Below are 20,319 nucleotides of genomic sequence, written 5' to 3' on the forward strand. Positions count from 1 at the left end.
CGGAAGGCAGACGGGTGCTCGTGGCTCGCCTGGACAGCATGGGCGACGTCCTGCTGACCGGCCCCGCGGTGCGTGCGATCGCGCGGGAGGACTCGGTGACCATGCTCGTGGGTCCCGGCGGGCGCGCTGCGGCGGAACTCCTTCCGGGCGTGCAGGAGGTGATCGCGTTCACCGCACCGTGGATCGTTCTCGATCCGCCGGCCGTCGACCGCGCCGAGATCGATGCGCTGGTCTCGAGACTCGCCGACGGAGCGTTCGACCGGCTGCTCGTCTTCGGCTCGTTCCACCAGTCGCCGCTCCCGCTCGCGCTGCTCGGCCGACTCGCCGGGATCCCGTGGATCGGCGCGCACTGCGAGGACTACCCCGGCTCGTTGCTCGATCTGCGTCACCGAGCACCCGACGAGGACGTTCCGGAAGCGGAGCGTGCCATGTCCCTGGTGCGCGCGGCCGGGTACGAGTCCGGTGGCAGCGCCCTGTCCGTGCGGCGCCCACTGCCGGACACCTCGCACCTGACCGGTCCCGAGAGCTACGTCGTCGTGCATCCCGGCGCCGCCGTGGCGGCCCGTCGGCCGGGACCGGACCACAGCCGGGCCATCGTGTCCGCGCTCGTCGCGGAGGGTCATCGCGTGGTGGTGACGGGAGCCGCGGAGGAGGCCCGGCTCGCAGCCCACGTGGCCGACGAGGACGCGGCGAATCTGGCCGGACGCGTCGACCTCGCCGAACTCGCGGACGTCCTCGATCGCGCCGACGTCGTGGTCGCCCCCAACACCGGGCCGGCCCATCTCGCGGCGGCCGTCGGCACCCCGGTGGTCTCTCTCTTCGCGCCCGTGGTGTCGTCCGTCCGGTGGGCGCCCCACGGGGTGCCTCGCGTCGTTCTCGGCGATCAGACTGCGGCGTGCCGGGGTACGCGAGCGCGGCGCTGTCCGGTGCCGGGGCACCCCTGCCTGGACGGCATCGACCCTGGCAACGTGGTCGAGGCCGTGCATCGCTTCACCACCCGGCGCACAGCCGTTCCCGCACCAGATCCCACACCCATTCCCACACCCGGAGGCGGACGATGATCGAGGAACACTTCGCAGCCCTGCAGACCGCGGCCCGGCAGGCGTCGGGCGCGGCCCCGGTCCTGTCCCGGTGGGCGGCCCACCTCACCACCGTGTTCGACGGCGGTGGTCGGCTCCTCGCGTGCGGCAACGGCGGGAGCGCCGCGGAGGCGCAGCACCTCACGGGCGAACTCGTCGGCCGCTTCCGGCACGATCGACACCCGCTGTCCGCCATCGCCCTGCACGCCGACACCTCGGCCACCACCGCCATCGTCAACGACTACGGCGAGGAGGAGGTCTTCGCGCGCCAGGTCCGTGCCCACGGCCGCCCGCGGGACGTCCTCGTCGCGCTGTCCACCAGTGGCTCGAGCCGGAACGTGCTCGCAGCGGCGAAGGCTGCGCAGGAGATCGGCGTCACCGTGTGGGCTCTGACGGGCCCTCCTCCCAACGAACTCGCCGCCACGGCGGACGACGCGATCGCCGTCGAGGCACCCACCGTCGCGACGGTCCAGGAGATCCACCTGGCACTGGTGCACGGGCTGTGTCTGGCGCTCGACACGGCACTGGGAGTGCGGACGTGAGTGCGGCGCCTGATCCCGGTCCGCTGGTGATCGTGGGCGACACGTTGCTCGACGTCGACGTCGAGGGTGTCGCGGAGCGGCTCAGCCCCGAGGCGCCCGTTCCCGTCGTCGACGTCGCCCGGAGCTGGTGTCGCCCGGGTGGTGCCGGGCTCGCCGCGCTGATCTCGGCCCGCCACGGCGTGCCTGCGGTGCTCGTCACCGCGGTGGGAGTCGACGCCGGTGCGGACACCGTGCTGGACCTGCTGGAGCGCGACGTCGAGGTGGTGACGATGCCGCTCGACGGCACGACGGTGCGCAAGACCCGTGTGCAGGCGTTCGGACAGCCCCTGCTGCGCCTGGATTCCGGCGACGGGCGGGCGTCCCGCGCCGACGTGCCGACCCGGGTGTCCGACGCGATCGCCTCCGCGGGAGCCGTTCTCGTGTCCGATTACGGCCGCGGCGTGGCGGCCAACCCGTCACTACGGGCATGTCTGGACGCAGCGGCCGAGCGCGTTCCCGTGGTGTGGGACCCCCATCCTCGAGGGCCCGCGCCGGTGCGCGGCACCATGCTCGCGACCCCCAACCTGGACGAGGCTCGGCGAGTCACGGGCGCGCAGGACCAGGAGGCGGTGCTGGACCGGGTGGCCGCGGCTCTGCACGCCGCCGGTGTCGCCGTCACCACCGGTTCACGTGGCGCAGTCCTCGTGGAGGGCGACGATCGCACCGAGGTACCCATCGGCGCGGACGTCGGCACCGCAGGGCGGGGCGCCGACACGTGCGGCGCCGGTGACCGGTTCGCGACCGCGGCCGCAGCCGCGCTGCTGGGCGGTGCCACCCTGCTCGCCGCCACCCGGGCGGCCGTCGACGCGGCGGCCCGCTTCGTCGTGTCCGGCGGCGCCGTCGGCTTCTCCCGATGCGAGGGCGAGATCCCCGCTGCCGCGCTCACGACCGTTCCCGAGGACGCCGAGACGACGATCGACCGCGTCCGACGTGCCGGCGGTCGGATCGTCGCGACCGGCGGGTGCTTCGACCTCCTGCACACCGGCCACGTCTCGTTGCTGCGTCAGGCCCGACTGATGGGCGACGCCCTGGTGGTGTGCCTGAACTCCGATGCCTCCGTCGCCCGCGCCAAGGGACCTGCGAGACCGGTGGTCTCGCAACGAGATCGAGCGCGCGTGCTGCTCGAACTCGGCAGCGTCGACGCCGTGGTGGTGTTCGACGAGGACACCCCCACCGCCGTCCTCGACCGCCTACGACCCGACGTCTGGGTCAAGGGATCCGACTACGCGGAGGCGACGTTGCCGGAGGCGGAGACCGTCCGTCGTCACGGCGGCGACATCGTGCTCGTCCCCGTGGTCGGCGGGTACTCGACCACTCGGCTCGTCGACGCCGCACGCGCACGCCCTGCCTGACCCGTCCACACGATCGACCACGGAAGGAACTCTCATGACCCCCACTCTCGGGACCGTTCTCGTCACCGGTGGTGCATCCGGCCTCGGCGCCGCCGTCGTCGACGCCGTCCTCGACGCCGGTGGCACACCGCTGGTCATCGACCGCGTCGCACCGGAATCGGGTGTCGAGCACGTGGTCGCCGACCTCGCCGACTCAGCGGCCGCGGAAGCCGCCACCCTGGAGCTCGTCTCCCGCGCCGGCCGTCTCGACGGGGTGTTCACCGCCGCCGGCGTCGATTCGTGCGGCCCCCTGGGCTCGGTGTCCACGAAGGACTGGGAACGGGTGGTGCACGTCAATCTGCTCGGCACCGTCGCCGTCGTGCGCGCCGCCCTCCCCGCGCTGACCGAGTCGCACGGACGCGTCGTCACGTGCGCGTCCACGCTCGGCATCAAGGCCGTGGGTGACGCCACCGCCTACTGCGCCTCCAAGTTCGGCGTCGTGGGCTTCACCCGAGCCCTCGCCGCCGAGACAGCCGGCGAGATCGGCGTGACGCTGCTGATCCCCGGCGGGATGCACACCGCATTCTTCGACGGCCGCACCGAGCAGTACAAGCCGCCGGCCGACGCCAAGTTGAACCGGCCGGAGGACACCGCCGCGTCGGTGATCTTCGCTCTCTCACAGCCGGCGGGCTGCGAGATCCGCGAGCTGGTGGTCACCTGCTCCACCGAATCGTCCTGGCCCTGAACCTCTCCCGCATCCTCGTCCTGCGCGCGCTCGGTCTCGGCGATCTGCTCACCGCGGTGCCGGCGCTCCGAGCCGTGCGCGCGCAGTACCCGGACGCGCACCTCGCCCTGGCGATGCCGGACCGGTATGCCGACCTCGTCGCTCTGGCGCACGGCGCGGACGGTACCGCGTGCGTGGACGAGGTGATCGACACCCGCGGCCTCACCGGACCGCCTCCGGGTCCGACCCCGGACCTCGCGATCAACCTCCACGGGCGAGGACCGCAGAGCATCGACGTGTGCGTCGCCACCGGCGCACCGTCGATCCTGACCCACGCCCACCCCGATCGGGGACTCGCGGGCCCACCGTGGATGCAGGAGCTCCACGAGGTCGACCGATGGTGCCGCCTGACGGAGTACGGCGGCGCGTCGGCGGACCGGCGGGATCGCCTGATCGCTCGGCCCGCCGACGTGCCCGTGACGCGGTCCGTGGTCGTGCACCCCGGCGCGGCGTCGCTCTCACGCCGATGGCCTCCCGACCGGTTCGCCCGTGTGGCAGCACGACTCGACCGACAGGGCCACCGGGTGGTGCTCACCGGAGTGGCCGAGGAGAGGGGTCTCTGTCGGGCGATCGCGGACCAGGCGGGACTGGGCGCGGACGCGGTCCTGGCCGGAGAGCTGGACCTCGTGCACCTGGCAGCGCTGGTGTGCGATGCCGACCTGGTGGTGTGCGGAGACACCGGTGTGGCGCATCTCGCGAGCGCCTACCGGACGCCGTCCGTCGTACTGTTCGGTCCCACCCCGCCGCGCTGGTGGGGTCCGCCGTCGGACGGGCCGCACACGGTGCTGTGGAGCGGACGCACCGGCGATCCGCACGCGGACACGGCGGATCCCGGCCTGCTCGACATCTCGGTGTCCGACGTGCTCACCGCCGTGCGCGACCGACTCTGACGGCTCGAAGCATCACCGGCGCAGGACTTCTCGCGGCTTGGCCAGTACCTTGTGGCCGGTCGCCTTGACCACGTCGGGCAGGACCGCGTCGACCGCGGCCATCGCCTTCGACATCACCGACGCCGCCACCACCCTGCGCGAGCCGGCCTGCATGGCGTCGTATCCCGCACGCGCGACGTCCGCCGGGTCGTCCTTCCTCGACCGGCCCATGGCGGTGTCGTCCATGCGCGCGCGGTGGAAGAAGTTGGTCTCGACGGGTCCGGGCATCAGCGACGTGACGGTCACGGGTGACTCACTGAGTTCGCCCTGGATCCCCTCCGCGAACGACTGCAGGAACGACTTGGACGCGTTGTAGACGGCCTGGTACGGGCCGGGCATGGTCGAGGCCACCGACGAGGTGATGAGCACACGGCCCTCACCGGCGCGAATCATGCCGTCCAGCACCACCTTCGCGAGATGCACCGTCGAACGGACGTTCAGGTCGACGACGGCGAGACTGTCGTCGAGCGGCACCTCGGTGAACGCGCCGCCGCGACCGATACCGGCGTTGAGAGCCGCGGCCACGAGGGGGCGGCCCTGCGCCCGCAGCGCGTCGGCGACGCGCGCCACACCGTCCGGCGTCGCCAGGTCCGCGGTCACGGGGGTCACCGACACGCCGGTCGCGCTCAGTTCGGTCGCGACCACGTCGAGGCCGTCGGATTCCGCCACGACGACGAGGTCGTGACCGTCGCGCGCGAAGAGTCGGGCCAGCTCGCGCCCGATGCCGCTGGAGGCACCGGTCACGAGCGCCAGAGGTCGGGTGTCGCCGGGGGTGGACGAGGTATCGGTCATGTCGGTCGACTACCCACCGACCACGCGACTATGCGAGTGCCCGCACGACATCGACGAGCAGATCCGCCACCACCGGGCGCACCCGCGCAGCCGCCTGCGCCGCCTCCGTGCGACCGGAGTCGGACAGACACCACGCCGTCCATCGGGACAGCGACGCTGCGTCCACGTCGTCGGCGGCGAGCACCGCCGGCCACCCCCACGCCGTGGCCTGCGCGGTCACCTTCGCTCCCCCGGCCACCGGGTCGATCGCGAGAGCGGGAATGCCGTCGGACAGCGCGAGCACCAGTCCGTGCAGGCGCATCGTGACGACGACGTCGAGGCGGCGCACCACCGACTCGACCGCAGCCGACGTCGACGGTGATCGCCACGACCGCGGATCGAGCCGGGTGTCGAGATCCAGCACCGCCAGATCGTGCCGGGAGGCGAGCCAGTCGTCGAGAACGGCAGCGACCGCCCCGTGCCGGCGACGCGTCCCGTACTCGCGCTGACCGGACGTCGTGAACACCCCGACGACGGGCACGGCTCCGGGTGCCGCCGCGGCAGCCAGGTCCGGAACGGGTGGGGCGGGGCACCTCGCCCCACCCGAGTCGCCGGCCGGGACGTCGATGTCTCGGGGAAAGACCTCGTCGAACCCCGTGTACGCCGCACCGGCGACGTCGACGACACTGACTCCCACCGCGTAACGGCGGCAGTGCGCGAATCTGCGGTGCAGCGCCTCGATCTCGCTCCCGCTCACCGGCCCGCACACCCACAGCAGATGGGAGTACTCGCTCGGGTCGACGTCGGCGAGAGGGACGTCACGGCCGGCTCGGGAGCCGAGCGGGGCGCGGCTCATGACCGTGCTCCAGGCGATGTCCACCCGGTGCCCGGCCGCGGCCACCGCGTCCGCGACAGCCCACATGGCCTTCTGGTCCCCGGCCGTGCACTCGCCGTTCTCGACACTCGACCAGCCCACGACGAGAACGCGTCGGCCGTCCGTACCGATGCTGCTCATCGGGGCTCGATACCCTGGAGAAACCCCGTCAAACTCCCCACCCGGCGCTCGGAGCCGGTGTGGCATCGGTCGGACTCGGCTGCTTGAATGGCCTTTCTGGACCGAACACCGAAAGGCAGGACATCCGATGTCGATCGCCGAGAACACCACGGACGCATTCCGTGTCGACACCGAATGGCACGACGACGCAGCGATCCTGACAGTCGTGGGCGAACTCGATCTGGCCACCGCGCCGATTCTTCAGGACGCGGTGGACGCCGTACGGACCACGGCGTCGAGCGCGCTGATCATCGATCTGACGGGTGTCGATTTTCTCGCGTCGGCCGGTATGACCGTGCTGGTGACCTCGCATCAGGCGGTGGGCGACGACGTCGCCTTCGCCGTCGTCGCCCGCGGTGCGGCCACCGCTCGCCCCCTGCAGTTGGTCGGTCTCGACGAGACGTTCCCCGTGCTCGACACCCGCGAGGCGGCGCTCGCGGCCGTCACCGCGTCCGGTTCGCCCGTCGACGACCTCGCATGAGCAGCGCTCCCGGTGTGAGGACCGGGCACGCGTGGGGTACTCCTCCCCTCGTGATCGACGACGCGACGACTGAGCACGACCAGCCCCCCACCCAGTTGTCCCTCACCGATCTCGACGCCGAACCGCAGCGCATCACCGACGCTCGCGTCCGCTTCGGTGCGTGGTTGACGCACACGCCCTTCGACACGGCGCGGACGTACGACATCGTGCTCGCCGTCTACGAGGCGATGGCCAACGTCGTCGAGCACGCCTATGCCGCCACCACCGGTCGACGCGTCTTCGACCTCCAGGCCACCTACGACTCCGCGCGGCTCGAGGTCGCCGTCCGTGATCACGGGACGTGGTCCGACTCGTCGCCGGGGCCCCTCCGTGGCCGCGGTCTGCCGCTGATCGAGACCCTGTCGGACGACGTCACGCTGTCGTCCGCCGACTCGGGCACCACCGTGACCATGGCATGGGACGTGGCACCGACATCCGGCATCGACACCGACGATCAGGTCTCGTAGACTCGTACGCGATTGCTGAGGCTCCCCGTGAGTCTCTCCTCCTCCAGCCCCGGGGAGAGCATTACCGCTCTCGTCTCACCGGAGGCTTCGTGACTGCACTCTCGTCCCACGCGTTCGACTCCCCGCGCCGTGCCACGTCGAGAACGGCGATCGATGCCCTCGATCTCGGTCCCGACCTCGCGCAGGCCGCCGAGGCGGCACGCCTGGCCGCGTTGGCCCGGTACGACGTCGAGCACACCGCCGCCGACGGCGCCTTCGACCGCATCGCCCGCCTCGCGGCCCGCTGGTTCGACGCGCCGTACGCGTCCGTGTCCATCATCGATGCCGACCTGGTGCGGTTCACCGCCACCTACGGCGACGGGCTCCCGGACCACACCGAACGTCACGACGCCCTGTGCACGATGGCGATGACGCACGACGGGCCGTTCGTCGCGTCGGACACCCTGGCGAACCCGGCCACCGCCGGTAGTGCCTTCGTCCGCGGCGATCTCGGCATCCGCTTCTACGCCGGCGCCCCCATCGTGACCGCCGACGGCTTTCGGCTCGGCACGGTCAACGTCTACGACGTGGTGCCGCGCACGGTGTCCGACGATCGCGCGGACATCCTGATGGAACTGGCCGACATCGCGATGGACGAGTTCGAGTTGCGACTGTCGGCCGCGACCACCGTGCGCGCCGAGCGGGAACTCCGCACGCGCGCCGAGGCGGACTCCGCGATCATCGGTGACTACGCCGCCGTGCTGCAGCGCACGCTGCTCCCACCCTCCCTTCCCACCATCGAGGGTCTGACGCTTGCGTCGCACTACCACGCCTCGTCACCCCTGCAGGTCGGCGGCGACTTCTACGACGTCTTCGCGCTGGGCAAGGACCGGTGGGCGTTCTTCCTCGGCGACGTCCAGGGCCACGGCGCCGGCGCCGCGGCCGTCACCTCGCTGGTCCGCTACACCCTGCGGGCCGCGGCGCTGCACCACGACGATCCGACGGAGGGGCTCGCCGAGCTCAATCGACTGTTGTTGATGGACACCTCGCATCAGCGTTTCTGCACCGTGCTGTTCGGTGTGATCACCCCGGATCCTCGCGGCGGTTTCCGCGTCACACTGGCGACGGGCGGGCACCCGCCCGCCTTGCTCCTCGATCCCGCTCGCGGCGAGGTGCACGAGATCCGTTCCAGTACAGGCATGTTCGTCGGCGCTCTGCCGAACGCGACCTTCAGTGCGTGCAGTTTCCGGTTGCAGGAGGGGCAGACACTGCTGCTCTACACGGACGGCATCACCGAGGCACGTCCCGACGGGCGCACCATGTTCGGCGAGGACGGTCTCGCGCAGTTCACGCAGGCCCGCCTCGGACTGTCCACGACGAAGATGGTCGAGGATCTGGTCGCCCTCATCCCCGACCTCTCTCCGATCGACGACATCGCCCTACTCGCGCTGGGCGCCTGACCGGGCGTGGTCGCGCAGCAGGCGTAGCGCGCGTTCGATGGTCGCGGCCAGGACGTCCTTCGGGTCGCCCTCGAAGACCACGCGCTCCGCGCTGGTCGTCCCGTGGTCGGCGATGCCGAACCAGACCGTTCCGGGTTCCACGTCCTCGTTCGTCTCCGGTCCCGCCTCACCGGTGACGGCCACGGCGAGATCCGCGCCGAGCGCCGACGCCGCTCCGCTCGCCATGGCCGTGGCGGCCTCCTCGCTCACCACGGGGCCGCGGGGTACCTGCAACAGCGAGTACTTCACCTCGCTGGCGTAGGCGACGATCGACCCGCGGAACCACGTTCCGGACGACGACGCGCGGCCCAGATTGGCAGCGATGTTCCCGGCGGTGAGCGACTCGGCGGTGGCGATACGGAGGTCGCGTTCGAGTGCGACTTCCGCGATCTCCGAACAGAGCTCGGCGAGATCCTCGTCGGTGTCGACGCGCTGCTCCGGTTCGGCCGCCTCGCCCTCGATGAGTTCCTCGGTCTCGACGTGGTGAGACATGTGTCTTCCGTTTCCTCTCTCAGTGCTGCACGGACCGGTAGTCCTTCCCGCTCCGTCCGGTGACAAACATCCCCGGCACGCGCGGAGGATCGGCGCTAGCGTTGAGTCATGCCAAGCCTTCGCGACACCATTCGAACCGAACTCGAGGTCCGTCCGACCATCGATCCCGCAGCGGAGATCGACACGCGGGTGGGCTTTCTCGCCGACTACGCCGTCGCCACCCGAACTGCCGGCTTCGTACTCGGCATCAGTGGCGGACAGGACAGCACACTCGTGGGACGCCTGTGCCAGCTCGCCGCGGAACGCGTTCGCGCCGGCGGCGGCGACGCGACGTTCATGGCCGTACGACTCCCCTACGGTGAGCAGGCGGACGAGGCCGACGCGGCGATCGCGCTCGATTTCATCCGCCCCGACACCACGGTGACGGTGGACATCAAGCCGTCCGCGGACGGCGCAGGCGTGGCAGCTGCCACGGCCCTCGGAGTCGATCGACTGCGCGACTTCGTTCGCGGCAACATCAAGGCACGCGAGCGGATGGTCGCCCAGTACGCGCTCGCGGGCGAGCGGAACCTGCTCGTCGTCGGTACCGATCACGCTGCCGAGGCCGTGACGGGGTTCTTCACCAAGTACGGCGACGGCGGTGTGGACCTCACACCGCTGACCGGCCTGACCAAGCGCCAGGGTGCGGCCCTGCTGCGCGAGCTCGGTGCCCCGGAGAGCACGTGGAAGAAGGTACCCACGGCCGACCTCGAGGACGACCGGCCGGCGCTGCCCGACGAGGAGGCACTGGGTGTGACGTACGCCCAGATCGACGCCTACCTCGAAGGCGAGGACGTGCCCGACGAGGCCGCCGCCACCATCGAGAACTGGTTCGTCAAGACCCGGCACAAGCGCACCACTCCGGTCACCCCCAGTGAGACGTGGTGGCGCTGACCGTCTCGGTCGGTCGGTGTGATCCTGCTCCGAACGGGTAATCCCCCTCACAGCGCTCGAGAAGTGAGGCGTCGACGCATTCCGGTGTTTCGACAGGAGATGAACAGATGGACATCGACACGGTGGTCTGGACCGAGACCGGTCCGCGGCAGGAATGGTGGGAGGCCGTGATGGCACGGTGCGGAGCGGAGACTGCTCGACCGGTTCCCCTCGACTCGGCACCCTCCCGCCGAGAACGACCGGACCATGCCGACACCCCGACCAGGCGTGCGGGCTGACCGGACCGACGAACGACGAAGCCCCCGAGGATCGATGATCCTCGGGGGCTTCCGTGTGAGTGGATCAGGAGATGCCGACGATGTCCTTCGCCAGCGCTGCCAGACGAGTCTGCGCGGCGGAGACCACCGAGTGGCGGTTCTTGTTGCGCTCCTCGTAGGCGACCACGGTGCGCAGATCTGCCGGATCGGTCAGTTCCTTGATCTCGGCGACTGCTGCGGCGACGTTCAGACCGTCGTAGTCGGCGATGGGAAGTTCGTGCTCCTCGAGCGTCCCGCCGGCCGCACGGGTGCGGTGGATCGCGTCGGCGACACCGGTCGCGCCGCCGTCACGAGTGACCTCCTCGGCCGTCTCGAGTGCCGCGTCGCGGCTCGCGGTGACGGTGTCGACGGCCAGTTCGGTCGCGCGCTGGCCGCGGCCGATGAGGGTGGACACCTTCGCGGGAACGTCCTTCGCCGTGCCGACGACGCGGTCGACACCTCGCGACGACCAGGTGACCGGCGTGTTGATGAGACGCACGGCAGCACCGGTGGCGGCCTGGATCGGCGTGCGACGCAGTGCGGCCGGTCCACCGAGGGCGTCCTCGGCGAGGACGGTGGTGAGCCACTCGACGGTCGCGGTGTGGGCGGTCACGAGATCGTCTGCGAGCGACACGACGCCCGGCGTGGACGCGGTCGTGGCGAGAGCCTTGACGTAACGGGCGCGGTCGAGCAGCTGGTGCTCCAACGCGAGATCGCCGAGAAGGGCCTCGTCGAACGGCTGCGCCTGCTCGCCGATGGCCTTGAGCAGCGCGGTGAGGCGCCCGACGACGGGTGCGACGACGCCGGGGAAGCCGCCGAGTTCACGAATGGCGGCATCGATGCGAGCAGCGCGATCGCGTCCGTTCGACGCGTTCTGCAGCAGTTCCTCGCGGACAGCTTCCGTCCGAGCCTGTGCGACGCGGGTCTCGGCCACCTGAACCTCGGTGTTGGTGAGCGCGAGCAGAGCGCGAAGCTGGGCGACGAGCGTCGCCCGTTCGGTGTGTGCGGTGGTGCTGACCATGTGATGTGCCCCCTGTGATGGAAGTTGAGTCTCGGTGCAAGAGCAGCCGGAACGACCGCCCCGTGTCATTTGGTGACAGATCGTGGTTACCCGCCGGTACAACGGGGAAAACGCAGTGTGACGAGGCACATTCCCCGCGATCGAAGGAGTTCTCATGGCCGACGAACTGGACGAGACGATGCTCGACTCCGTGCAGGAGAAGATCGACGAGGCCAAGCAGGCGGCGGGAGACATCCCCGAGCGACGTGAGGGCGGGCCGGATCAGGACGATCTCCACGATTCGTCCGACGGTGCCGCCGAACAGACCGGCGACGCGGCGGAGGCGACACTCGACGAGTTCCGCAACGCCGACGGTGACCGTGACGAGGGCATGACCGAGGGCGGCGGCGGAGGTCAGGGCGCCGCCTGAGTGGGCTGAGCGATCCGTCTCATCACGTCGGCGACCAGTCCGCTCCGCGATGCGTCGACGGTCTGTGTGCAGAGATCCGCGTTCACCGCGGATCTCTGCACACAGGTTCTCCGCCCGCGCGACGTGCGCCTCAGAGCTGCTCGAGGTGGCGGTCGAGGGCGTCGAGTAGCGGAACCTGCCCGCTCAGCAGCCGACGCCGCGCGGACTTCCGATCACACCACTCCACGCGGTCGACCTCGGGAAACACCAGCCGCCGCCCCGATCTGGGTGGCCACTCCATCTCCACACTGTTGCTCACGGCGGTCGAGGGGTCGAGTTCGCCGCGCACGGCGAACGCACGAACCGATTTGGCTCCGGACTGCGCGACCGTGCCGAGATCGATCCAGTCCCCGTCGGGCACCGGGGACCCGAGCTCCTCCGCGAACTCTCTGGCCGCCGCTGTGCGCGCATCCTCGGTGTCGGCGTCGTACTCGCCCTTCGGTATGGACCAGGCGCCGGCGTCCTTGCGCGCCCAGAAGGGTCCGCCGGGATGAGCCAGCAGCACCTCCAGCTCGCCCCCACCCCCGCGGAACAGCAGCACACCGGCACTCGTCCTCATTCCGGGATTCTGTCCGATCACGTTTTCTCGCGATCGTGTCGGGTACGCGGTCCGCTGCACGAAGCCTCCGTTCCACAGAGCAGTCAAGGAGCCGACACATGACAGACGTCGCGTCGCAAGGGTCGACACCGGCAGACGACCGGGACATCCTCACCAATCGTCAAGGGCATCCCGTCTACGACAACCAGAACCAGCGCACCGTGGGCTCACGCGGTCCGGCCACCCTCGAGAACTACCAGTTCCTCGAGAAGGTCAGCCATTTCGATCGCGAGCGCATCCCGGAGCGCGTCGTCCACGCCCGCGGAGCCGTCGCCTACGGCTATTTCGAGGCCACCGGGAAGTGGGGCGACGAACCCATCGAGCGGTACACCCGCGCGAAGCTGTTCGCCGAGGCCGGCAAGCGCACGGACCTTGCCGTCAGGTTCTCGACGGTGATCGGCGGGCGCGATTCGTCCGAGGCCGCGCGTGACCCCCGCGGCTTCGCGATCAAGTTCTACACCGAGGACGGCAACTGGGACCTCGTCGGAAACAACCTGGGCGTCTTCTTCATCCGTGACGCCATCAAGTTCCCCGACGTCATCCACTCGCTCAAGCCGGATCCGGTGACGTTCCGGCAGGAGCCCGCGCGCATCTTCGACTTCATGTCGCAGACGCCCGAGGCGACCCACATGCTCGTGAACCTGTTCTCCCCCCGCGGGATTCCGGCCAACTACCGGACGCAGCAGGGTTTCGGAGTGAACACCTACAAGTGGGTCGACGCCGAGGGCGAGACTCACCTGGTGAAGTACCACTGGATCCCGAAGGCGGGAGTCGCGTCGCTCACCGAGGCGGACGCCGCCGCGATCCAGGCGAACGATCTGGGCCATGCGAGCAAGGATCTGTACGAGCACATCGAGCGCGGCGACTTCCCCGAATGGGAACTGCGCGTGCAGGTGATGAGCGACGACGAGCATCCCGAGCTGAACTTCGACCCGCTCGACGACACGAAGGTGTGGCCGGAGAACGAGTTCCCGCCGAAGGTGGTGGGCCGCATGGTGCTGGACCGCAACGTCTCGAACCACTTCGCCGAGAACGAGCAGATCTCGTTCGGCACCGGTGTGCTCGTCGACGGCCTGGACTTCTCCGACGACAAGATGCTGGTCGGCCGGACCTTCTCGTACTCGGACACCCAGCGCTACCGCGTGGGGCCGAACTACCTGCAGCTGCCCGTCAACCAGGCGAAGAACGCGCGGGTGTCCACGAACCAGCAGGGCGGCCAGATGCAGTACTCGGTGGACAACACCGGCAGCAATCCGCACGTGAACTACGAGCCCTCCATCACGGGCGGTCTCCGTGAGGCCGAGTACCCGACGCACGACGAGCAGGGTCCGGAGATCCACGGCCGCCTCACCCGCAAGCGGATCGATCGCACCAACGACTACGAGCAGGCCGGTCAGCGGTACCAGCTGATGGACCAGTGGGAGAAGGACGACCTCGTGGCGAATCTCGTCGCGAACATCTCGGAGGCGACGCGCGAGGTGCAGGAGCGGATGGTCTGGCACTTCTTCATGGCCGACGACGAACTCGGCGCCCGCGTGGGAGAGGGGCTGGGCATCTCGGCCGACGACGTCCGCGGACTCGAACCGCTCGCATCGCAGACCCTGTCGGAGGAGGAGGACCGGCGGCGCGCGAATCTCGGGAAGAACGGCCCCCGCGACGTCGCCGACCTGCAGATGACGCACTGCGTCCCGAACGAACGCGCGACGACTGCCGGATGACGTCGCCATGACGCAGGTGTGGACAGCGTCACTCCGCGGGGTTATCGTCGGAGACGCAAGCCGAACAGGTCGTAGGACGAACTCGAGGCAGGTGGTGCGTATCAACACGGTGACGACGAGACACGTGTTCATTCCGACGCGAGGACGATCACGCGGAGCCTGTTCTCCGGATCGACTCGCACCATCCACATCAACCTGACAGAACCCCGGCGCCGTATCGGCGCCGGGGTTCTTCGTCGTTCGGGTCGGCCGATCAGCCGGCGTTGGGGTCCAACGTCTCCTTGATCTTGCCCATGACGCCCTTCTCCGTGCCGAGAGCCGCGTTCGACGGTTCGCCGAGTCCGCCGTCGTAGGTGGCGTAGAGCTTCGGGTCCGGCGGCGGTCCACTCTGCTTGTTGCCCAGCGGCTGCGGATCGGCGAGGAACCTGTTCTCGTGGCGGCCGTCGGGTGCGGTGCCGTGCGCCCACCGGCCCTTGTCGGACTCGGTGCCGTCCGACAGATGCCACAGCGTGCTCGCGTGCTCGTCGTACTCCTCGTCGAACAGGTCGTTCGGCGCCACCACACCCTCCAGACCGTCCGCCTGCAGCTCCTCGATGGCCGCGAGCCACATGTTCTGGTGATACGTGTCGCGGGCGAGGTTGAACTTGAGCATGTTCTTGACACCGGGATCGTCGGTCATGTGCCACAGGCGTGCGGTCTGCACGCGGCCCTGCGCCTCCGCCGCGACGTTGGCGCGGAAGTCCGCCAGCAGGTTGCCGCTGGCGACGATGAAGCGCCCGTTCCACGGGACACCGTTGCTGTCGGCGAGGGTGGGTCCGCCACCGGACACGATGGCCTGCTGCGGATCCATCCCGCCCAGCACCGCGGCGACGACGGGATCGGCGGCAGCGTTCTTGGTGGACTCGGTGGCCGGTGCGCCCTCGAGGAGCCGCGCGACCATGGTCGCGATCATCTCCACGTGACCGATCTCCTCGGTCGCGATGTCCATGATGAGGTCCTTGTACTTGCCTTTCATGCGACAGTTCCATCCCTGGAACAGGTACTGCATCGTGACGGTCATCTCGCCGTACGCGCCGCCGATCAACTCTTGCAGCTTGCGGGCGTAGACGGGATCCGGCTTCTCCGGCTTCACGTCGAACTGGAGGTGGTCGGTATGACGGAACATGAAGGCTCCTGACAGCGCTCGGGGTCGTGCTCTTGTCGCGCCCCGGCTACCCGGAGGCGGACCCGACAAACGACCCGGATCGCCGGGTCGTGCGCGTGGGTAACGGCCCCGCGAACGGGTAACCCGGTGCGATGAGCACTGACCTGAACGACCCTGCGGAGCCGGGCGACTCCCCCGGTCTGCGTCGCGCCGTCACCGGCAAACTCCTGTTCGTCTTCATCCTGGGTGATGTTCTCGGAGCGGGCATCTACGCACTCGTGGGCGAGATCGCCGGCGAGGTCGGCGGTGCCGTGTGGGTGCCGCTGCTGGTGGCACTCGCGATGGCCATGCTCACCGCGGCCTCGTACGCCGAGCTGGTGACCAAGTACCCGCGCGCAGGTGGTGCCGCCGTGTTCGCCGAGCGAGCCTTCGGACGGCCGGTGGTGTCGTTCCTCGTCGGGTTCTCGATGCTGGCGGCGGGTGTGACGAGCGCGGCCGGGCTGTCCGTCGCCTTCGCCGGTGACTATCTGGGCGCCTTCCTCGACGTCCCGACGGTTCCTGCCGCGCTGGTGTTCCTCGCCGTCGTCGCTCTCCTGAACGCGCGTGGCATCAAGGAGTCGATGCGGGCGAACGTGGTCATGACCGTCGTCGAGGTCAGCGGACTCGTCCTCGTCGTCGTCCTCGCCTGCATCGTGCTCGGTCGCGGCGACGGCGATCTCGGCCGCACCCTCGAGTTCACCGATGCCGTGAACCCTGCCGTGGCGGTCCTCGCGGCGGCACTGCTCGCCTTCTACTCGTTCGTCGGGTTCGAGACCTCGGCCAACATGGCGGAGGAGGTCCGGGACGTGCACCGCGTCTACCCTCGCGCGCTCTTCCTCTCGCTGGCGACGGCCGGTGCGGTCTACGTCGCGGTCGGACTCGCGGTGAGCGCGGTGGTGCCCGCGAGCGACCTCGCGGACACCTCGGCGCCCCTGCTCGCCGTCGTCTCGGCGGCCGACGTCGGTGTCCCCGACAGGCTCTTCGGACTCGTGGCGTTGATCGCCGTGGCCAACGGCGCCCTGCTGACCATGATCATGGCCAGCCGACTCACCTACGGGATGGCCGGACAGCGACTACTGCCCGCCGTCGCGGGCCGGGTGTTGCCACGTCGGCAGACTCCCTGGGTGGCCATCGTCGCGACCACGGTGGTGGCGATGATTCTCGCGGCCACCGGGACCGTCGCAGCGCTCGCGGAGACCGTCGTCCTGCTGCTCCTGATCGTGTTCGTCAGCACCAACCTCGCCGTGCTGGTGCTGCGCAAGGACCAGGTGGACCACCCGCACTTCCGCACCCCGGTGATCCTTCCGGTGCTCGCTCTGATCAGCTGCGGCGTGCTCGCGACGCAGCAGACCGCGCAGACATGGCTGCGTGCCGGCGTGCTGCTCCTGGTCGGCGGCGTGCTCTACGCGGCGATGCGGTGGACACGGAGTTTGAGAAGTCCCGAAATCGTCAACACGTGACCTGTCTCCTGTAGAACGGGGACGTTCGATGTGTGTCCGACGCCGGAATTCCGGCGTCCGGTCGTGACGACTGAAAGGTAGACGATGGCTATCAACGACGACGACATCACCACTTCCGGAGCAGCAGGCGGCGAAGGCCCCGCCGACGGCGGCTCCAACCCGAACGGTCACGACGGCGGCGCCGACGGCACCGCGTCCAGCACGGAGGGCCCCGCCGACGGCGGCTCGAACCCGGGTGGACACGACGGCGGCGCGGACGGCTCCGCGGCCAGCGGCGAGGGCCCGGCCGACGGCGGCTCGAACCCCGACGGCCACGACGGCGGTGCGGACGGTACGGCTTGAGCCGACCGACCGATGACGAGCGCGGACCGGGAGACCGGTCCGCGCTGCGTCGTCTTCTGAGCATCGAGCCCCGCGCCTTCGCCGAGGGCCACTGGGGACGCGCGCCGCTCCTGACGCGTGCGGCCGACCTTCCCGCTCCGTTCACCGATCTGCTGTCGACGGACGCCGTCGACGAGCTGGTGTCCGAACGCGGCGTGCGCACACCCTTCGCCCGGATGGCCAGGAACGGCGCGCTGACCGACCGCGGGCAGTTCACCGATTCGGGTGGCTTCGGGGCCGAGGTGACCGATCAGCTCGACTCCGCCGGAATCCTGGCGGCCTTCGCGGACGGCCACACCCTGGTCCTGCAGGGACTCCATCGACTGTGGCCTCCCCTCATCCACTTCACCGGCGACCTGGTTGCCGATCTCGGCCACCCGGTGCAGGTCAACTCGTACATCACCCCCGCGTCGTCGCGCGGATTCGATCCCCACTACGACGTGCACGACGTCTTCGTCCTCCAGATCGCCGGCGAGAAGCGGTGGATCCTGCACCCCCCGGTGCACGAGCACCCGCTGTCGAACCAGCCGTGGTCGGACCGCAGGGACGCCGTCGCCGCCATGGCGCGCACGGACCCTACCCTCGACGTCGTTCTGCGCGAGGGTGATTCGCTGTACGTTCCGAGGGGCTGGATCCATTCCGCCGAGGCCCTGGGTGACACCTCGATCCATCTGACCGTCGGAATGTCGGCCTTCACCCGGTACGACCTCCTGCATCATGTGCTGGGCACCCTCGCGGACGACGCGAGCTTCCGGGCCCCGCTGCCCGTGGGGCTCGATCTGACCGATCCGGACGCCGTCGTACCGCACGTGCGCGCGCTGATCGCAGATCTGACCGCGACCCTCGCCGACACCGACGGCCGCGACGGTCGAGCGCGGACGGCGGCAGAGCGTGTCGGCCGTCGCTTCGTCGAGGTCACGCGGCCGGCCCCGGTGCGTCCTCTCGAGACCGTGCGCACGATGGCCGGCCTGTCCGCGGCCACCGTGGTGACGTGGCGATCCGGGCTCGCCGCGCGGGTGACGCAGTCGCCCGAGTCGGTCGCCGTGACGACGCGGACCAAGACGATCACGCTGCCCTCGATCGCGGCGGACGCCGTTCGGCAGCTGCACAGCGGGAAAGACTGCGCGGTCGGCGACCTCACGGGTCTCGACGATCAGGACGCGATCGTCGTGGTGCGTCGCCTGCTCCGCGAGGGTCTCGTCGTCGCCCGATCGTGACGACGCCGGTGAGCACCACCGCGGCGTGGCGCCCGTGCAGCGACAATGCTCGTGATCGGGGAGACACGTTGGCGGGAAGCGGTTCTCGCGGAGAACGATGGTTCCTCGTCGAGGTCGCGGGAAGTTGGGGCCCGTCGGCGTTCCTCGATTCCCCGTCCGTCCTCGATCCCGTACTGGGTGGAGCGCTCGTGCGCCGCATCGAGAGTGCCGGATTCCGCCCCCTCGCCGTCCGGGAGCCCGGCCGTCGCCGAGGCCGCGGCCGGTGGCGGTGGGCGTCGGTGGACGCACGGCCGGGGCACGAGAGCGTGCACCGGGGCGAGGTGTCCGACGCGGCCGAACTGCTCGACGTCCCGCTCGACGGATCGTCGGGTACCGCGTCGACGGAGACCATCGTGGCCGTGTGCACCCACGGCAGGCACGACCGCTGTTGCGCCGTCCGCGGTCGCACGATCCTCGCCCCGGCCGTGTCGGCGTACCCCGGCGAGGTGTGGGAGTGCTCGCACCTCGGTGGCGACCGGTTCGCCGGCACGATGATCGTCCTGCCGCACGGTCTCTACTACGGCAACGTCGACGACGCGGACGTCGTCCGCATCCTGCGCCGCCACCACGACGGACTCGTCACCCCGGAATTCCTGCGCGGCCGCAGTGCGCTCTCGGGGGCCGTGCAGGTGGCCCAGCACGCCGCACGAACCGTCCTGCAGGACTTCGCCATCGACACCCTGCATCCCCTGTCGGAGGCTCCCGGCCCGGACGGTCGGCGACACGTCCTCCTCGACCACCACGGGGACACCGTTGAGGTGGTCCTCCAGGAGTCTCGGTCGGCGCCGATCCTCACCACGTGCCACGCCCGCGTCGCCGGGCCGGTGCGCACCCACGAGGTGGTGTCCGTCCGCCCGTCTCGGCCCCGCTGAGCGACCACTACTCTGGACCGGAGGCCGGTCGTACATCCGGAAGGGACACGTGTGGAACTCGTAGTACTGCTCGATGAGGACGGCCGTGCCATCGGCACCCACGACAAGGCCACTGTGCATCACGACGCCACACCGCTGCACCTGGCGTTCTCGAGCTACGTGATCAACCGCGAGCGCGAGGTCCTGGTGACACAGCGGGCGCACGACAAGCGCACCTGGCCCGGAATCTGGACCAACACGTGCTGCGGACACCCCGCGCCGGGTGAGCGTCTCGACTCCGCGGTTCTGCGGCGCCTCGATCACGAACTGGGTATCGGTGCGGACAGCGCGGCTCCGGTGCTCCCGTCGTTCCGGTACCGCGCCGTGATGGACAACGGCGTGGTCGAGTACGAGATCTGCCCGGTGTTCCTCGTCCTGCACGACGACAGGACCGTCGATCCGCGACCGGACGAGGTGGCCGACTACCGCTGGGAACCGTGGAACGAGTTCGTCGCGACCGTGTTGGCGGGCGAGAGCGATCTGTCGCCGTGGTGTCAGGACCAGGTCCGTCAGCTGCACGCCCTGGGTTCCGACCCTCTGGCGTGGCCCACCGGCGGCACCGAGTCCCTCCCACCCGCGGCACGCGTCGCGTGACGCACGGGTCGGGACGACGCGCGGTCGAGACGGG

Annotated in this window: 22 protein-coding genes; 16 read left to right on the forward strand and 6 right to left on the reverse strand. The window is 70.0% G+C overall.

Annotated features, from left to right (window positions below; translation table 11 throughout):
• The first annotated feature begins 20 nt into the window (after positions 1–20).
• From HQ312_RS07290 to HQ312_RS07310, 5 genes are read left to right on the forward strand one after another with little or no spacing between them, the layout of a single operon-like run.
• The gene (locus tag HQ312_RS07290) at positions 21–1,061 is read left to right on the forward strand and encodes a glycosyltransferase family 9 protein (RefSeq protein WP_308123838.1); all 1,041 of its coding nucleotides are present in this window, start codon (positions 21–23) and stop codon (positions 1,059–1,061) included.
• Positions 1,058–1,621 carry an SIS domain-containing protein gene (locus HQ312_RS07295; RefSeq protein ID WP_222638221.1) on the forward strand — a complete coding sequence of 188 codons (564 nt, stop codon included), beginning with the start codon at positions 1,058–1,060 and terminating at the stop codon, positions 1,619–1,621. Before HQ312_RS07290 ends, HQ312_RS07295 begins: the two co-directional genes overlap by 4 nt.
• A complete protein-coding gene (locus HQ312_RS07300) occupies positions 1,618–3,012 on the forward strand; it encodes a PfkB family carbohydrate kinase (RefSeq protein WP_308123839.1) in 1,395 nt (464 codons plus the stop codon). The genes HQ312_RS07295 and HQ312_RS07300 overlap by 4 nt, the downstream gene beginning before the upstream one ends.
• Positions 3,013–3,046: 34 nt before the next feature.
• Positions 3,047–3,736, forward strand: a complete 690-nt coding sequence (locus tag HQ312_RS07305) for an SDR family oxidoreductase (RefSeq protein ID WP_222638222.1) — start codon at positions 3,047–3,049, stop codon at positions 3,734–3,736.
• A 56-nt stretch (positions 3,737–3,792) separates the two neighbouring features.
• On the forward strand, positions 3,793–4,665 hold the full coding sequence (locus HQ312_RS07310) for a glycosyltransferase family 9 protein (RefSeq protein WP_308123840.1): 873 nt from the start codon (positions 3,793–3,795) through the stop codon (positions 4,663–4,665).
• A 12-nt stretch (positions 4,666–4,677) separates the two neighbouring features.
• Here the strand turns inward: HQ312_RS07310 and HQ312_RS07315 are convergent, their stop codons facing one another.
• Positions 4,678–5,496 carry an SDR family oxidoreductase gene (locus tag HQ312_RS07315; protein WP_222638223.1) on the reverse strand — a complete coding sequence of 273 codons (819 nt, stop codon included), beginning with the start codon at positions 5,494–5,496 and terminating at the stop codon, positions 4,678–4,680.
• 28 nt (positions 5,497–5,524) lie between these two features.
• Positions 5,525–6,490: a polysaccharide pyruvyl transferase family protein gene (locus HQ312_RS07320; protein ID WP_222638224.1), complete on the reverse strand. Its 966-nt coding sequence runs from the start codon at positions 6,488–6,490 to the stop codon at positions 5,525–5,527.
• A 127-nt stretch (positions 6,491–6,617) separates the two neighbouring features.
• On the opposite strand from HQ312_RS07320, the gene HQ312_RS07325 reads away from it, so the two are divergent.
• The 3 genes from HQ312_RS07325 to HQ312_RS07335 all read left to right on the forward strand — a co-directional run bounded on the left by HQ312_RS07325 (position 6,618) and on the right by HQ312_RS07335 (position 8,955).
• Positions 6,618–7,010 (forward strand): STAS domain-containing protein, encoded by a 393-nt coding sequence (locus HQ312_RS07325; protein WP_222638225.1) that lies wholly within the window; start codon positions 6,618–6,620, stop codon positions 7,008–7,010.
• A complete protein-coding gene (locus HQ312_RS07330) occupies positions 7,007–7,516 on the forward strand; it encodes an ATP-binding protein (RefSeq protein ID WP_222638226.1) in 510 nt (169 codons plus the stop codon). Before HQ312_RS07325 ends, HQ312_RS07330 begins: the two co-directional genes overlap by 4 nt.
• An 89-nt stretch (positions 7,517–7,605) precedes the next feature.
• Positions 7,606–8,955, forward strand: a complete 1,350-nt coding sequence (locus tag HQ312_RS07335) for a PP2C family protein-serine/threonine phosphatase (RefSeq protein ID WP_307109085.1) — start codon at positions 7,606–7,608, stop codon at positions 8,953–8,955.
• On the opposite strand, the gene HQ312_RS07340 is transcribed toward HQ312_RS07335, so the two are convergent.
• Complete coding sequence (locus HQ312_RS07340) at positions 8,935–9,486, reverse strand: CinA family protein (RefSeq protein ID WP_222638227.1); 552 nt, start codon at positions 9,484–9,486, stop codon at positions 8,935–8,937. The two genes, HQ312_RS07335 and HQ312_RS07340, sit on opposite strands and share 21 nt — an antisense overlap.
• A 108-nt stretch (positions 9,487–9,594) precedes the next feature.
• Here HQ312_RS07340 and nadE point away from each other — a divergent pair, with 108 nt between their 5' ends.
• Complete coding sequence (gene nadE / locus HQ312_RS07345; protein ID WP_027503969.1) at positions 9,595–10,419, forward strand: ammonia-dependent NAD(+) synthetase; 825 nt, start codon at positions 9,595–9,597, stop codon at positions 10,417–10,419.
• 342 nt (positions 10,420–10,761) lie between these two features.
• On the opposite strand, the gene HQ312_RS07350 is transcribed toward nadE, so the two are convergent.
• Complete coding sequence (locus tag HQ312_RS07350) at positions 10,762–11,736, reverse strand: hypothetical protein (protein ID WP_027503970.1); 975 nt, start codon at positions 11,734–11,736, stop codon at positions 10,762–10,764.
• 154 nt (positions 11,737–11,890) lie between these two features.
• Here HQ312_RS07350 and HQ312_RS07355 point away from each other — a divergent pair, with 154 nt between their 5' ends.
• Positions 11,891–12,145, forward strand: coding sequence for a hypothetical protein (locus HQ312_RS07355; RefSeq protein WP_027503971.1), 255 nt, complete (start codon positions 11,891–11,893; stop codon positions 12,143–12,145).
• Between the two features lie 130 nt (positions 12,146–12,275).
• Here HQ312_RS07355 and HQ312_RS07360 read toward each other — a convergent pair whose 3' ends face one another.
• The gene (locus HQ312_RS07360) at positions 12,276–12,743 is read right to left on the reverse strand and encodes an NUDIX domain-containing protein (RefSeq protein WP_222627489.1); all 468 of its coding nucleotides are present in this window, start codon (positions 12,741–12,743) and stop codon (positions 12,276–12,278) included.
• Positions 12,744–12,841: 98 nt separating this feature from the next.
• On the opposite strand from HQ312_RS07360, the gene HQ312_RS07365 reads away from it, so the two are divergent.
• Positions 12,842–14,500 carry a catalase gene (locus HQ312_RS07365; RefSeq protein ID WP_222638228.1) on the forward strand — a complete coding sequence of 553 codons (1,659 nt, stop codon included), beginning with the start codon at positions 12,842–12,844 and terminating at the stop codon, positions 14,498–14,500.
• A gap of 253 nt (positions 14,501–14,753) precedes the next feature.
• On the opposite strand, the gene HQ312_RS07370 is transcribed toward HQ312_RS07365, so the two are convergent.
• Positions 14,754–15,665: a manganese catalase family protein gene (locus HQ312_RS07370; protein ID WP_222627491.1), complete on the reverse strand. Its 912-nt coding sequence runs from the start codon at positions 15,663–15,665 to the stop codon at positions 14,754–14,756.
• A gap of 131 nt (positions 15,666–15,796) precedes the next feature.
• On the opposite strand from HQ312_RS07370, the gene HQ312_RS07375 reads away from it, so the two are divergent.
• The 5 genes from HQ312_RS07375 to idi all read left to right on the forward strand — a co-directional run bounded on the left by HQ312_RS07375 (position 15,797) and on the right by idi (position 20,285).
• A complete protein-coding gene (locus HQ312_RS07375) occupies positions 15,797–17,143 on the forward strand; it encodes an APC family permease (protein ID WP_222638229.1) in 1,347 nt (448 codons plus the stop codon).
• An 84-nt stretch (positions 17,144–17,227) separates the two neighbouring features.
• Complete coding sequence (locus tag HQ312_RS07380; RefSeq protein WP_027503975.1) at positions 17,228–17,485, forward strand: hypothetical protein; 258 nt, start codon at positions 17,228–17,230, stop codon at positions 17,483–17,485.
• A complete protein-coding gene (locus HQ312_RS07385) occupies positions 17,482–18,741 on the forward strand; it encodes a cupin domain-containing protein (RefSeq protein ID WP_222638230.1) in 1,260 nt (419 codons plus the stop codon). The genes HQ312_RS07380 and HQ312_RS07385 overlap by 4 nt, the downstream gene beginning before the upstream one ends.
• 8 nt (positions 18,742–18,749) lie before the next feature.
• Positions 18,750–19,652 carry a sucrase ferredoxin gene (locus HQ312_RS07390; protein ID WP_222638231.1) on the forward strand — a complete coding sequence of 301 codons (903 nt, stop codon included), beginning with the start codon at positions 18,750–18,752 and terminating at the stop codon, positions 19,650–19,652.
• A 51-nt stretch (positions 19,653–19,703) separates the two neighbouring features.
• Positions 19,704–20,285: an isopentenyl-diphosphate Delta-isomerase gene (gene idi, locus HQ312_RS07395; protein ID WP_027503978.1), complete on the forward strand. Its 582-nt coding sequence runs from the start codon at positions 19,704–19,706 to the stop codon at positions 20,283–20,285.
• Positions 20,286–20,319 lie beyond the last annotated feature (34 nt).

Origin of the sequence: Rhodococcus sp. BP-316 (assembly GCF_019836105.1) — a bacterium.
Classification (GTDB): domain Bacteria; phylum Actinomycetota; class Actinomycetes; order Mycobacteriales; family Mycobacteriaceae; genus Rhodococcoides.

Bases quoted from the DNA above. Each gene is read 5' to 3' on its own strand.
- HQ312_RS07295 (WP_222638221.1), top strand. From the start codon at position 1,058: ATGATCGAGGAACACTTCGCAGCCCTGCAGACCGCGGCCCGGCAGGCG.
- HQ312_RS07305 (WP_222638222.1), top strand. From the start codon at position 3,047: ATGACCCCCACTCTCGGGACCGTTCTCGTCACCGGTGGTGCATCCGGC.
- HQ312_RS07315 (WP_222638223.1), bottom strand. From the start codon at position 5,496: ATGACCGATACCTCGTCCACCCCCGGCGACACCCGACCTCTGGCGCTC.
- HQ312_RS07320 (WP_222638224.1), bottom strand. From the start codon at position 6,490: ATGAGCAGCATCGGTACGGACGGCCGACGCGTTCTCGTCGTGGGCTGG.
- HQ312_RS07325 (WP_222638225.1), top strand. From the start codon at position 6,618: ATGTCGATCGCCGAGAACACCACGGACGCATTCCGTGTCGACACCGAA.
- HQ312_RS07330 (WP_222638226.1), top strand. From the start codon at position 7,007: ATGAGCAGCGCTCCCGGTGTGAGGACCGGGCACGCGTGGGGTACTCCT.
- HQ312_RS07340 (WP_222638227.1), bottom strand. From the start codon at position 9,486: ATGTCTCACCACGTCGAGACCGAGGAACTCATCGAGGGCGAGGCGGCC.
- nadE (WP_027503969.1), top strand. From the start codon at position 9,595: ATGCCAAGCCTTCGCGACACCATTCGAACCGAACTCGAGGTCCGTCCG.
- HQ312_RS07350 (WP_027503970.1), bottom strand. From the start codon at position 11,736: ATGGTCAGCACCACCGCACACACCGAACGGGCGACGCTCGTCGCCCAG.
- HQ312_RS07355 (WP_027503971.1), top strand. From the start codon at position 11,891: ATGGCCGACGAACTGGACGAGACGATGCTCGACTCCGTGCAGGAGAAG.
- HQ312_RS07360 (WP_222627489.1), bottom strand. From the start codon at position 12,743: ATGAGGACGAGTGCCGGTGTGCTGCTGTTCCGCGGGGGTGGGGGCGAG.
- HQ312_RS07365 (WP_222638228.1), top strand. From the start codon at position 12,842: ATGACAGACGTCGCGTCGCAAGGGTCGACACCGGCAGACGACCGGGAC.
- HQ312_RS07370 (WP_222627491.1), bottom strand. From the start codon at position 15,665: ATGTTCCGTCATACCGACCACCTCCAGTTCGACGTGAAGCCGGAGAAG.
- HQ312_RS07375 (WP_222638229.1), top strand. From the start codon at position 15,797: ATGAGCACTGACCTGAACGACCCTGCGGAGCCGGGCGACTCCCCCGGT.
- HQ312_RS07380 (WP_027503975.1), top strand. From the start codon at position 17,228: ATGGCTATCAACGACGACGACATCACCACTTCCGGAGCAGCAGGCGGC.